Annotated in this window: 9 protein-coding genes; all 9 read right to left on the reverse strand. The window is 67.8% G+C overall.

What is annotated here, in order from left to right:
- Positions 1-7 precede the first annotated feature (7 nt).
- On the reverse strand, positions 8-2905 hold the full coding sequence (locus ACFPOB_RS05030) for a flotillin family protein (protein WP_377796405.1): 2898 nt from the start codon (positions 2903-2905) through the stop codon (positions 8-10).
- A 175-nt stretch (positions 2906-3080) separates the two neighbouring features.
- On the reverse strand, positions 3081-3962 hold the full coding sequence (locus ACFPOB_RS05035) for a phosphoenolpyruvate hydrolase family protein (protein ID WP_377796407.1): 882 nt from the start codon (positions 3960-3962) through the stop codon (positions 3081-3083).
- Complete coding sequence (locus ACFPOB_RS05040) at positions 3959-6193, reverse strand: ABC transporter permease (RefSeq protein ID WP_377796409.1); 2235 nt, start codon at positions 6191-6193, stop codon at positions 3959-3961. Before ACFPOB_RS05040 ends, ACFPOB_RS05035 begins: the two co-directional genes overlap by 4 nt.
- Complete coding sequence (locus ACFPOB_RS05045; protein ID WP_377796411.1) at positions 6186-6974, reverse strand: ABC transporter ATP-binding protein; 789 nt, start codon at positions 6972-6974, stop codon at positions 6186-6188. Before ACFPOB_RS05045 ends, ACFPOB_RS05040 begins: the two co-directional genes overlap by 8 nt.
- Positions 6971-8059 (reverse strand): branched-chain amino acid ABC transporter permease, encoded by a 1089-nt coding sequence (locus ACFPOB_RS05050; RefSeq protein WP_377796413.1) that lies wholly within the window; start codon positions 8057-8059, stop codon positions 6971-6973. The genes ACFPOB_RS05045 and ACFPOB_RS05050 overlap by 4 nt, the downstream gene beginning before the upstream one ends.
- Before the next feature lies 1 nt (position 8060).
- Positions 8061-9074 carry a branched-chain amino acid ABC transporter permease gene (locus ACFPOB_RS05055; protein WP_377796415.1) on the reverse strand — a complete coding sequence of 338 codons (1014 nt, stop codon included), beginning with the start codon at positions 9072-9074 and terminating at the stop codon, positions 8061-8063.
- Positions 9067-9921: a helix-turn-helix transcriptional regulator gene (locus ACFPOB_RS05060; RefSeq protein WP_377796417.1), complete on the reverse strand. Its 855-nt coding sequence runs from the start codon at positions 9919-9921 to the stop codon at positions 9067-9069. Before ACFPOB_RS05060 ends, ACFPOB_RS05055 begins: the two co-directional genes overlap by 8 nt.
- Before the next feature lie 166 nt (positions 9922-10087).
- Positions 10088-11338 (reverse strand): ABC transporter substrate-binding protein, encoded by a 1251-nt coding sequence (locus ACFPOB_RS05065; RefSeq protein ID WP_377796419.1) that lies wholly within the window; start codon positions 11336-11338, stop codon positions 10088-10090.
- Between the two features lie 142 nt (positions 11339-11480).
- On the reverse strand, positions 11481-12683 hold the full coding sequence (locus ACFPOB_RS05070) for an MFS transporter (protein WP_377796421.1): 1203 nt from the start codon (positions 12681-12683) through the stop codon (positions 11481-11483).
- Positions 12684-12795: the final 112 nt, after the last annotated feature.

Consider the following 12795-nt stretch of genomic DNA (forward strand, 5'->3'; position numbering starts at 1 on the left):
CAGCGCCTCACGACTTCTTGCCGGAGCCGGAACGGCCACCGCCTTCAGGAGCGGGAGGGGGCTCGCCAGCCTCCTTCGGCTTGGCCGGCTGCGCTTCCTTGGCGACGCGCTGCATGTCGGAGGCCTCGCGCATCAGCCCACCCATCTTGGCGAGATTCCCGCCCTCGATGCCGATCTCTTTCAGCACCTGGTCGATCATCGGCGCCTGGACGCGGTAGCGCAGCGCCGACTCGATGACCTCGTCGGTGGGCGAGCGCGCTGCGCCGCCTGCGCCGCTCGCTCCTGCTCCGCCGGCGAGCCCGTCGACATGAAGGATGCGGATGCCCTCGATCTTCTCCATCGGCTTGACGCTCTCGCGCACGATGCCCTCGATCTTGTCGAGCAGGCGGCGCCGGAACAGGCCGTAGCGTGCGCCGTCGCTGAGCACGTTCTCGGCCTCGTAGAGCAGCTTCTGCGCCTCGGCCTCGACGGCACGGCGCACCTTCTCGGCCTCGGCCGCGATACGCGCCTCCTCGGCGGCCTTCTCGGCGAGCAGGACCTCGACGGTCTTGCGGCGCTGCGCGCTCTCGCTCTCGCGCACGGTCTTGACCTTCTCCTCGGCCTCGACGGCCTTGGCGCGGGCGATCTCGGCATTGGCCTGCGCCGCCGATTCCTCCAGCGACTTGGCGTAGAGCGCGATCGCCTTGTCCATGGCCGCGGATTCGACCTCGCGCTCGCGCTCGATCTCGAGCTTGCGCAATTCGCGCTGGCGGCCGATGCGGGCCTCGTCGAGGCCGCGATCGGAGGAGATGCGGGCCCGCTCGATCTCTTCGTTCGAGACGATCTGCGCCTCCTGCAGCGCCTGATTGCGCGCGATCTCCAACTGCTCCAGCGCGCGGCGGCGTTCGATCCTGACCGCTTCCAGCGCCTGCTCGCGGGCGATGTCGACGGTCTCGACCTGCTGGCGCGCCGTGATCTCGGCCTGGCGCAGCGCCTTGTCGGCGTCGGTGCGCTCGACCTTCTTCGCGGCGAGCACGATGGCGCGCTCTTCCTCGGCGACCTCGACCGCCTTCTTCTGGGCGATCTGCAGCATCTCGCGAGCCTTGCTCGAATTGATCCGCTCTTCATCGAGGCCTAGCTCGGTAGCGATGCGCTGGCGCTCGACCGCGTCGCGGCGCTTCAACTCGGCGGCGTCGAGCTCGGCATTGCGCCGGATCTCGAGCTCCTTCGTCGCGAGCTCGGCGGCGATGCGCTCGGCGGCGACGAGCTTCTCCTGTGCGATCCGGGCGGCCTCGGTCGCTTCGCGCGCTGATATCTCGGCGGTGTCGATCGCCTGGTTGCGGGCGATTTCGAGATTGCGGATCTCCTCGTCGCGGCGGATGCGCTCGGCCGAGACGATCCGCTCCTGGCTGATCCTGGCCTTCTCGACGGTTTCGCGGGCGGCGATCTCGGCAGCGTCCACCGCCTCGGTGCGCCCGATCTCCAGCAGCCGCTTGCGCTGGTCGAGCGCAATCCGGTCGGCCGTGATCACGTCTTCCTGGGCGATGCGGGCCTTCTCGACCGCCTCGCGGGCAGCGATCTCGGCCTCGTCGAGTGCCTTGTTGCGGGCGATCTGGAGAGCGCGGACGCGCTCTTCCTGGACGATGCGCGCCGACTCGACCGCCTCGCGCGCCGCGATGTCCTCCTGGTCGAGCGTGCGGGTCCGCTCGATCTCGCGGTTGCGCACCTCCTGCTCGCGGGCGATGCGCTCGGCATTCACCGCGGTTTCCTGCAGGATGCGGGCCTTCTCGGTCGCCTCGCGCGCCTCGATCTCGGCCGCTTCCAGCACCCTGGTGCGCTCGATCTCCTTCTGCCGGATCTCGCGCTCGGAGGCGATGCGGGCGGCGTTGATCGCCTGCTCATTGGCGATGCGCGCCTTCTCGACCTGCTCGCGGGCCGCGATCTCGGCTTCCTCTACGGCTTGTGTCCGTGCGATCTCCTGCTGCCGGATCTCCCGTTCCGAGGCGATGCGCGCCTCGCTGATCGCGCGCTCATTGGCGATGCGCGACTTCTCGATCTCCTCGCGCGAGGTGATCTGCGCCTGCTCGGCCTCGGTATCGCGGACGGCGCGCTCGCGGGCGACCTCGGCGCGCTGCATGGCGCGCTTGATCTCGATCTCGCGCTGCTGCTCCAGCCGCGCCGCCTCGCTCTCGCGCTCGATGTCGAGCGCCTGGCGCTCGGCTTCGAGATTGCGGGTGCGGATGCGGATCATCGCCTCCTGCTCGATGTCGTTGCGCAGCTTCCGCTTGTCCTCGATCTCCTCGATAATCCGGGTCAGACCGGCGGCGTCGAAGCGGTTGGACGGGTTGAAATATTGCAGGTCGGTCTGGTCGAGATCGGTGAGCGCGACCGATTCCAGCACGAGGCCGTTCTGGTCCAGCGCCTCGGCGGCAGCATCCTTGACGCGCTGGACGTAGGAACCGCGCTGCTCGTGCATCTCCTCCATGGTCATCTCGGAGGCGACGGTGCGCAGCGCCGAGATGAACTTGCCGGAGAGGAGTGCGTTGAGCTGGTCCGGCTGCAAGGTACGCCGACCGAGCGTCGCGGCGGCGACCGAGACCGACTGCCGCTCCGGCTTCACCCGGACGTAGAATTCGGCGTCGATGTCGACGCGCATGCGGTCGCGGGTGATCAGTGCGTCGTTGTTCGCCCGCGTCACCGCGAGTTGCAGCACGTTCATGTTGACCGGCGTGACGTCGTGGATGATCGGCAGCACGAAGGCGCCGCCATTGATCACCACCTTTTCGCCGAACAGGCCGGTGCGCACGAAGGAGACCTCCTTCGAAGAGCGGCGATAGAGCCAGTTCACCAGGTAGACCACGATGGCGATGACGATCACCGCCACGATCAGCCAGAGGATCAGCGATCCGATCAGTTGCCCGGTCATGGTGACATTCTCCCCGCCAGCGTCGCGTTCGAGTCTTCTTTCTCAGCCCTCATCCTGAGGAGCGCCGCAGGCGCGTCTCGAAGGATGCTCCAGGAGCCTCCGGAACCATCTGGAGCATCCTTCGAGACGCCGCTCCGCGGCTCCTCAGGATGAGGGCTGAGGAAGAGCCGAATGCTCATGGTTTCCTGCTCCCGCCGGCTTTGCGCGCCGGCTTTCCCGTCGGCGCCGAGCGGCCGATCCGCTTGAAGGCGCGGGTCTGGTCGCGGATCGCGACCTCGACCGGCAGGCGCTCCATCGAGGACGCACCGTAGAATCCGTGGCAGTGCGTCGTGTTCTTCATGATGAAGTCGGCGTCGGCGGGCTCGGCGACCGGCCCGCCATGAACGAGGATGATCGCATCCTTCTTCACGGCGAGCGCGGCCTTGGCCCAGCGCTCGACCAGCGCCGGGCAGTCCTTCAGCTTCAGCGCAGTCTCGGCGCCGATCGAGCCGCCGGTGGTCAGCCCGAGATGGCAGACGATGATGTCGGCGCCGGCCTTGGCCATCGCCCGGGCATCGTCCTCGCAGAAGACGTAAGGCGTGGTCAGCAGGCCCTTGGCATTGGCCAGCGCGATCATCTCGACCTCGAGGCCATAGCCCATGCCGGTCTCTTCGAGATTGGCGCGGAAGGTGCCGTCGATCAGCCCGACAGTCGGGAAGTTCTGCACGCCGGCGAAACCGAGGCGCTTCACCTCGTCGAGGAAGACGTCCATGCGCCGGAACGGGTCGGTGCCGCAGACGCCGGCGATGACCGGCGTCTGCTTTACCACCGGCAGCACCTCGGCCGCCATCTCCATGACGATCGCATTGGCGTCGCCATAGGGCATCAGCCCGGAGAGCGAGCCGCGGCCGGCCATGCGGTAGCGGCCGGAATTGTAGATGACGATCAGGTCGATCCCGCCGGCTTCCTCGCATTTTGCCGAGAGGCCGGTGCCGGCGCCGCCGCCGACGATCGGCTCGCCCTTGGCGATCATCGCCCGGAAGCGCTCCAGTAGGGTCTTCTTGTCGAATGCCGTCATGGCCTGCCTCCGCCCGCCCGCTCGCGACGTCGGCCGGCATGCAGCGTGCGGAACTGCTGGACCAGGGCCGCGGCGAAGGCTGGGTCGTTGATGTGGAGCGGCAGGCGGATCAGCTGCCGGTTGGGACCGGGGCGCACGGTCTGCTCCAGCGCCTGGAACAGGGCGGCGTCGGCCGCCGGGTCGTGGAAGGCCTGGCCGGGCGCATCCAGCGCGGAGACGCCGAGCTCCGGGATCAGGAAGCGGACCGGCCCTTCCATCTGGTTCAGCCGTTCGCCGATCCAGCGGCCCATCCGGGCGTTCTCCTCCGTCGTGGTCCGCATCAGGGTGATCTGCGGGTTGTGCGGGTAGAGCAGCCGGCCGCGATAGCGCTCCGGCACCGTTTCCGGCGCGAAGAAGTTGACCATGTCGAGCGCGCCGACCGAGCCGACATAGGGAATGCGGGTGCGAATGATCGCGCCGAACCGATCCTCGGTCGCCGGCAGCAAGCCGCCCATCAGCAGGTCGCAGATCTCGGTTGTCGAGACGTCGATCACCGCCCCGACGAGGCCGGACTCAACCAGTTTTTCCATGGCGCGCCCGCCGGTGCCGGTGGCGTGGAAGACGAGCGGCTCCCAGTCGTCGGCGAGGAGCCTGGAGACCTGCTGCACGCAAGGCGTGGTGACGCCGAACATGGTGAGCCCGACCAGCGGCTTCTCCACCTCGCGGCGGCGCGAGGGCTCAGGTTTCAGCTCGGCGAGGCGCGCCTTGGCCATGGCGGCGATGGCGTGTGCGCCATTGCCGAGCACGAGGCGCGAGACGCGGTTGACGCCCTGCACGTCGGTGACGGCGTGCAGCATGGCGATATCGGTGGCGCCGACATAGGCGCGAACGTCGCCGGAGGCCATGGTCGAGATCATCAGCTTGGGCAGGCCGACCGGCAGCGCCTGCATCGCCGGCGTCACCATCGCGGTCGCGCCCGAGCCACCGGCCGAGATGATGCCGAGCAGACCTTGCTGGCGCGGCAGCCAGGCCTTGAACGCCTCGGTCATCGCCGCCACCGCCGTGCCGCGATCGCCCGAGGCGATTCCCGCCGACCCTCTCGGCGAAGCAAGCGCGATCTCCTGCGGGCTGACGTCGCCGCCGGCGCTGCGGCCCGAGGTCGAGAGGTCGACGAGGCGGGTGCGCAGGCCCTCGGCCCGGATCAGGTCGCGGATGAAGCGCAGCTCCTCGCCCTTGGTGTCGAGCGTGCCGGCGATCACGACATAAGGCTCGCTGCTCGCCGCAGCGGCAAGCGGCCGGACCGGCTGGCCGTCGCGCGTCGCCAATGTCGGGCGCGAGATGGTGCGGGCCTGCGCCTCGATCCGCGCCGCGGGCACCGCTTGCGACCAGCGGTTCGGGATGACCGGGTTGGAGATGTAGACGCGGGTCGGTCCGGCCGGCACCGGCACGGCAGGCCGGGAGGTTCCGGCTGCCGGGGCCGCGTCCGCCGCCGCATCGGTTTCGTCATGGCCATGGCGGCCGACGCCGAGCAGGCGCTGCTGCAGGTCGCGGTCGCCGGCCAAGGTCGCCGAGGCGATGATCCGGTTGATCCGGCCATTGACCATGATCGCGACGGGATCGGACATCTGCGTGGCGACGCCGATGTTCTGCTCGATCACCAAGATCGCGACATCGCCCTGCTCGGCGAGGCGGACCAGCATCTCCTCGACATGGGCGACGATGACTGGCGCGAGCCCCTCGGTCGGCTCGTCCATGATGAGGAGGCGCGGATTGAGCAGCAGCGCCCGGCTGATCGCCAGCATCTGCTGCTCGCCGCCGGAGAGCTGGCCGCCGCCATTGTTGCGGCGCTCGGCGAGACGCGGAAAGACTTCGTAGATGCGCTCGGGCGTCCAGGGCCCGCGCTTGCCGCGCTGCATCAGCCGCAGATGCTCGTCGACCGTCAGCGAGCGCCAGAGCCGGCGGCCCTGCGGCACGTAGCCGATGCCGAGCCGCGCCACCTCGGCCGGCGAGTGGCCGGCGATCTCCTCGCCGAAGAAGCGGATCGAGCCCGAGGCGATCGGCACCAGCCCCATGATCGCCTTGCACATGGTGGTCTTGCCCATGCCGTTGCGACCGACGACCGAGAGGACGCCGTGCTGCAGCGTGAGATCGACGCCCTGGACGGCGTGCGAGCGGCCATAGAAGACGTTGAGACCGGCGATCTGCAGGACGGGTATGCCGGAGGCGGGCGGGGCTTTCAGGCGCTCAGCCATGGCCGCCCCCGAGATAGAGTTCCTGCACCTCGGGATCGGACTCGATCTCGTCCGGCCGCCCCTCTTTGAAGATGCGGCCATTGTGCATCATCGTCACGCTCTCGACGACGCGTAGCGCCACGTCCATGTCGTGCTCGATGATGATGTAGCCGATATGGGCCGGCAGCGAGGTCAGGATCTGGACGAGGTCGGCCCGCTCGGTCGGCGACAGGCCTGCCGCCGGCTCGTCGAACAGGATGAAGCGCGGCGCGCCCGACAGAGCGAGGGCGATCTCGAGCTGGCGTTGCTGGCCATAGGCGAGCTCGCCGACCAGCCGGTCCTTCACCGCCGTGAGATGAACGGCATCGACCAGGCTTTCGGCGGCATGCCGGAGCGTGTCGTCGCGGCGCGGCCGGCGCAACGAGAAGCGGTTCCGCGAGACCCCGCGACAGGCGAGATAGACATTGTCGATCACCGTCAGCCCGGTGAAGAGCGAGGAGATCTGGTAGGTGCGCCTGAGGCCGCGGCGAATGCGTTCATGCGGCGGGAAGGCCGTCACATCTTCGCCAAAGAAGCGGATGACGCCGGAGCTCGGCGAAAAATCGCCGGTGACGCAGTTGAACAAAGTGGTCTTGCCGGCACCGTTCGAGCCGAGCACGGCACGCCGCTCGCCGGGGCGGACCGAGAGCGTGACGTCGGACAGGGCCGCGAGCGCCCCGAACAGGCGCGAGACGCCGCGCAGTTCGAGCGCATTGCCCGAGCTGCCCGTACTAAGCCGCTCCAGGCTCGGAACGGCGCTCATGGCGCGCCTCCGCCGGTCCGCATCTGCGCATCCTGCGCCTCGCGGCTCTTGCGATAACGCTCGCGCAGGCGCTGCCAGATGCCGATCAGCCCGTCCGGCGAGAACAGCACGATGATGAGGAAGCCGAAGCCGATCAGCAATTGATAGCGCTTGCCTTCGAGCCCGACCCAGTCGAGCAGATCGAGGGCGAAGGTGCGCAGCAGGACATAGACTAGCGCGCCGATGAAGGGGCCGATCGGCCGGCTCAAGCCCCCGACCACGGCGATGATCAGCATGTCGACCACCGGGCCGACGCCGCCGGTGCCCGGCGAGACCTGGCGCTGGTACCAGACCAGAAGCACGCCGGCGAAGGCGGCGATCACCGCAGCGAAGGCATAGGCGGCGATGCGATGGGCGACGACATCGAAGCCGAGCGCCGCCATGCGGCGCGGATTATCGCGCGTGCCCTGCAGGGCAAGGCCGAAAGGCGCCCGCGAGACATAGACGACCACGCCATACGCCAGCGCAGCGCAGCCCAGCGTCAGGTAATAGAACGGCACGGTGCTGCCCCAGTCGATGCCGAGGAAGACCGGCGGCATCACGCCGTTGAAGCCGCTGAAGCCGTTGAAGATCGTGTAGTTCTGCAGCGTCAGGTAATAGAAGGCCGAGCCGATCGCGAGCGTGATCATGATCGTGTAGATGCCCTCGGTCCTGACCGAGAGCGCGCCGCCCAGCGTGCCGAACAAGGTGGCGAGCAGGATCGCGACAGGCACCGCCGTCCACCACGGCCATTTCAGGCTGATCTGGGTGATGGCGCTCTCGCCGAAGATCGCGACGAGATAGGCGGCGAAGGCCGCGACGGTCATCTGGATCAGGCTGACGATGCCGCCATAGCCGGCGAGGAACATCAGGCTGAGCGCGATCATGCCGAGGATCATCGCATAGGCGAGGATCTGGACGAGCCAGAACGGGCTGGCGATCAGCGGCATCACCAGCAGCAGGGCGGCGGCGATCCAGAAGCCCGTGCCCTGCCGGGCGATCACCTCGGCGAGGCCCTCGCGGGGACGCGGGGTCGCGATCGCAAGGCGGGGTTCGGCCAGCGCCATCTCAGCGCCTCACCGCGGCGAGGCCTTGCGGCCGGATCGCCAGCACCACGACCATGATGACGAAGGTCAGCATCACCGCATAGGTCGGCATGTAGACCGAGCCGAACTGCTCGGCGAGGCCCACGATCAGCGCACCCATCGCCGCGCCGGGGATCGAGCCCATGCCGCCGACGATGACGACCACGAGCGAGGAGAGCAGGATCTTGGTGTCCTCGCCCGGCTGAAGCGACTGGAAGGTGCCGCCGACGACGCCGGCGAGCCCCGCCAGACCGGCGCCGAAGGCGAAGACCATGATGAAGACGAGTTGCACGCGCACGCCGGTCGCCGAGAGCATGTCGCGGTCGTCGACGCCGGCGCGCACCAGCATGCCGATGCGGGTGCGGTTGAGCGCGAGCCACATCGCGACGCCCAGGATGATCGCGCCGACCAGGATCGCGATGCGGACCAGCGGATAGGTCATCATCACCGCCTCGCCATTGCTGCGCAGCGCCACGACGAAGGGCAGTTGGATCGGCCCGGAGAGCCAGTCGGGCGTCGTGACCTGGAAGGTGTCGCCGCCATAGCCCCAGAGCAAGAGGTCGGCGACGATGATCGAGAGGCCAATCGTGACCAGCGTCTGGCGCAGGTCCTGGCCCTCCATCCAGCGGAAGAGCAGCACCTGCATCAGCATGCCGGAGAGGGCGACGATCACGAAGGCGCCGATCAGCGCGGCGAACCAGGATCCGGTCAGGTTGCCGATGCTGTAGCCGACATAGCCACCGAACAGATAGAGCGAGCCATGCGCCAGGTTGACGTTGCGCATCAGGCCGAAGATCAGCGTGAAGCCGCTGGCGACTAGGAAATACAGCCCGCCGAGGGTGATGCCGTTGAAGAGCGCGCTGAGGAAGACGCGCTTCCTGCCGAAGGTCAGCTCCATCCACGGCGTCCAGACCGCGAAGATCAGGAAGGCGAGCAAAGCGACTGCGATCAGGATCACCAGCGACCAGATCGGGCGGCGGCCGATGAAGTCAGACATGGCTCGCCTGCGCTTGCGGGAGGCTGACAGTGCGCAGCACCCGGCGATAGTCGCGGGGGGCCATGCCGACATGAGCGGTGAAGAAGCGCGTGAACACGCTCTGGCCGGAGAAGCCGAGGCGGTGGCTGATACTGGTCACCGGCTCGCTCGACAGCACGATCCTCTCGAGCGCTGCGTCGATTCGGGCGGTATTGGCGAAGATGGTCGGGGTCACGCCGACCTGTTGCCGGAAGAGCTTGAAGAAGTGGGCGCGCGACAGCCCGGCCGCGCGTGCGATCTGGGCGAGCGCGCCTTCGGACGAGGTATGCTGTTCCAGCAGCCGGCAGGCGCGCAGCACCCGCCGATCGAGGGCGCCTGCCGAGGTGTCGTGTAACAGCGAAGAGACCAGCTCGGGCCCGATCGGCTCGCTGGAAGCCTGCGCCAGCGCCATCAGCACCGGGGCGAGATTGAGATCGCGATGCTGCGACAGCAGCATCTCGACTGCCTGATCGCGCCAGGCCGCGAGCTCGCGGGTCACGACCAGCTCGGATGACGGGAAGACCAGCGACCCGGCCGACGGCATGGTCTGCGCCGCCAGCCATTCCGGCTTGAGGTAGATGACGAGGAAAAGCCCGAAGGAGCCCGGCTGCTCCGGCTGGAAATTGTGGGGCTCCCAGGGATTGACCGCAACGCCCATGAAGGGATCGACACGGACCATGTGGTCATTGACGGTCACAAGGCCCCGCGAGCCCTCGAGAAAGAAGATCAAATGCGCTTCGCGGTGGGCATGCACCACCATCGGGCGATCGAGATTGTAGATCGACACCCGTCCGAACGGACCGTGGCAGACCGCGACTGCGCGACTCATGGCTCCTCGCGTAGCAATGCCCGGTGGGCCTAAGGCTGCCTCATCAGGTGAGCCTTGCCCGACGGCGCAGGCTGATCGCGCGCGACGTCGTTGACCGAAGCGGGACGGCTGGCCGGACAGGACGCGATCCTTGTCGCGTCCTGTCCAGGGAATCAGTCAGTGGGGGTCAGGGCTTGCATTCCGGATTGGTCCGGGACGGTAGCCCAACGGCCTTGAAGGCTTCCGGTGACAGGCCCATCGTCTTCGAGACATTCGGGACGGTCCGGACGAACTTGTTGGTGAGTTCGCCGTTCGGCGTCTCGACGACCTCGGTGATGAAGGTCGTCGCGATCGCCTGCCGGTCGTCGTCGAGCTTGATCGGCCCGTTCGGGGCATCGAGCTCGACCTTGGCGAGTTCCGCCCGGAACTTGGCGCCGCCGTCGGAGAGGTCGGCGTTGACCTTCTCCAGACCCGTCGCCATGCCGTTGAAGGCATTGTAGTAATTGGTCGCGAAGAGCGACGGGCTGGCGAAGCGCTTGTCCGCCGGGAAGGCGTCCTGATAGGCCTTCACCCATGCCTTCCATTTCGGGTCGTCCCAAGCATCGGCGACGCCGCCCGAAGACGGGGTGCCGACCAGCAGGCGCTTGGCGGCGCCACGCGAGGACAGCACGGTCTGGTCGACCATAATCGAGCCGCCGACGAACTTCGCCTTGCCGCCGGTCTGACCGTACTGGTTGAGGAAGTTGACGGAGTCGCCGCCGCCAAGGCCGAGGAAGACGGCGTCGACGTCATCGGGGATATTGGCGATGACCGAACCGAAATCCTTGGTTCCGAGCGGCACCCATTGACGCTGCACGATCTGGCCGCCGGCCTTGCAGTAGCCGAGCGCGAAGCCGAAGACCTGCGTGTAGGGGAATGAGTAGTCTTCGGCGATGACCGCGAGCTTCTTGTAGCCCTTGTCCTTGAAGACGTATTCGCCGAGGCCGGCCATCCACATCGCGCCGTTGCTGTTGAAGCGGAAATAGTTCGGCGACGGATTGACATAGGTGGTTTCGAGCGCGCCCGACGACGCATCGACCACCGTGACGTTCGGCACCGTCTTCGAGTAGTCGCGCATCGCGATGCCCTCGGAGCCCGAGAGCGGGCCGAGGATGAGCTGGACCTTGTCCTGCTCGACCAGCTTTCGCGCCGCCCGCAGCGCCGAGTCCGGGCTGGCGTCGGTCGCCGCGATGATGAACTCGACCTCGCGCCCGGCGATCTTGCCGCCGCGCTGCTTCAGAGCGATCTGCGCTCCGCGAACGCCGTCCTCGCCGCCCGAGGTCAGCGCGCCCGAGAGCGTCGCCAGCACGCCGATCCTGAGTTTTTCCTGAGCCTGGCCGGTGCCTCCGGCCGCAATCAAAGCGCACGCCGCGACGGCGGCCATCAGTGCCTTCCGCATTGCATTCACCTCCCTGCGTGGACGGCCGCGCCGAAGGTGTCCAACGGCGGAGCCGATGGCGGATTTTTTATCCCGCTCTAAATCTAGGCTAGCACAGCCCGATCTACTGCCAAGGTCGTAGATATTGCCGAGGGTCTGCTTTTCAGCGCCAGCCGCGGCGCCACAATGTGAAGACACCGCATGCAGCCAGCTGGCCGGCGACCAGCAGATAGGGCCAGTCGAAGCTCCCCGTCCGGCTGGCGATGAGCGCGAAGACGAGCGGGCCACAGAACGAGCCGGCGAAGCCGAAGAGGTTCGCGGCCGAGGTGACATCGCCGATCCGCGCGGGAGGCGCGAGCCGCGCCAGCTCCGCCATATAGACCCCGTTCCAGCCCAGGGACGTCGCTCCGATCAAGGCGACGCAGCCATACAGGGCCCAGGGCGGCCCCGCCGCTGACCAGACGAACAGGATCAGCGCTGCGCTCGTGACCAGCAGGAGCAGGCACAGCAGCAGCAGACCCCGGCGCCAGCGGTCCGCCAGCCAGCCCAGGACGATCCGCGAGAACGTGCTGGCGACGAGCAGGACAGCCACGAAATACCCCGCTTCGGCGAGCCCTTTGCCATGTTGCGTCACCAGATAGGTAGCGGTGAAGGCCTGGACGCTCGCTTGCGCGATCGAGAACGAGATGCCCATGCCTGTTACCAGCGGCAGTAAAGGGTGGGACCGGATGACTTCGGCCGACCGGCGCAGCGCCGAAGGCGACAGGAACATCCGGGGCCAGCGCCGGTTTGCAGGCCCTCTCTCCAGGTCGAGCGGCCTCCGAAACGGCTGGACGGCGAGCAGGCTAAGCCCGACGATGGCAGCGACCAGCCAGAGCGTCTGGGTGAGCCCCTGCGCGACGACGACCGGCGCCACCGAGACGCCGGCGATCGCGCCGCCGAGCGGGACGCCGGCTTGCCGGATCGAGAAGATCAGATTGCGATGCCGGGGCGGCGCCGTGCGCATCAGCATCGTGCTGCCCGCCGGATTGTTCGGCGCGGTGCCGAGGCCGAGCACCAGGGCGCCGACGAAGCCGAGCGTGGCGGCAGGCTGCGACAGAAGGAGCAGGCCCAGGCAAATCGCCGCGAGGCCGAGCTGCAAGGTGCGGATCGGGCCGTGATGGTCGAGCATCGGGCCGCCACAAGCCAGGCACCAGCAGATGCCCAGCGAAACGGCCGCGGAGACATAGCCGATGCTTTCCGGCGGCAGGTTCCAGCGTTGCATCAGGATCGGGCCGAGCAGCGGAACGGCTGCGGCGGCGAAGGAACTCACGACCTGCACGAGGAGCGTCGCGCTCAGCGCGCTCCCCCATAAAGGCAGCTTCAAAACCAGATCCTCCCAGCGCCTTCGCCGCATGGTCACGTCGGTGCAGCAGTCTTCGGCTGCGCCATCGGCTTGCGCTGGTCTTCGGAGAATATGCCGGCTTGGTCGAGGTCAG

Origin of the sequence: Allobosea eneae, assembly GCF_042657265.1 — a bacterium.
In the GTDB taxonomy this organism is placed as follows: domain Bacteria; phylum Pseudomonadota; class Alphaproteobacteria; order Rhizobiales; family Beijerinckiaceae; genus Allobosea; species Allobosea eneae.

Bases quoted from the DNA above. Each gene is read 5' to 3' on its own strand.
- ACFPOB_RS05035 (WP_377796407.1), bottom strand. From the start codon at position 3,962: ATGACGGCATTCGACAAGAAGACCCTACTGGAGCGCTTCCGGGCGATG.
- ACFPOB_RS05045 (WP_377796411.1), bottom strand. From the start codon at position 6,974: ATGAGCGCCGTTCCGAGCCTGGAGCGGCTTAGTACGGGCAGCTCGGGC.
- ACFPOB_RS05065 (WP_377796419.1), bottom strand. From the start codon at position 11,338: ATGCGGAAGGCACTGATGGCCGCCGTCGCGGCGTGCGCTTTGATTGCG.
- ACFPOB_RS05040 (WP_377796409.1), bottom strand. From the start codon at position 6,193: ATGGCTGAGCGCCTGAAAGCCCCGCCCGCCTCCGGCATACCCGTCCTG.
- ACFPOB_RS05050 (WP_377796413.1), bottom strand. From the start codon at position 8,059: ATGGCGCTGGCCGAACCCCGCCTTGCGATCGCGACCCCGCGTCCCCGC.
- ACFPOB_RS05030 (WP_377796405.1), bottom strand. From the start codon at position 2,905: ATGACCGGGCAACTGATCGGATCGCTGATCCTCTGGCTGATCGTGGCG.
- ACFPOB_RS05055 (WP_377796415.1), bottom strand. From the start codon at position 9,074: ATGTCTGACTTCATCGGCCGCCGCCCGATCTGGTCGCTGGTGATCCTG.
- ACFPOB_RS05060 (WP_377796417.1), bottom strand. From the start codon at position 9,921: ATGAGTCGCGCAGTCGCGGTCTGCCACGGTCCGTTCGGACGGGTGTCG.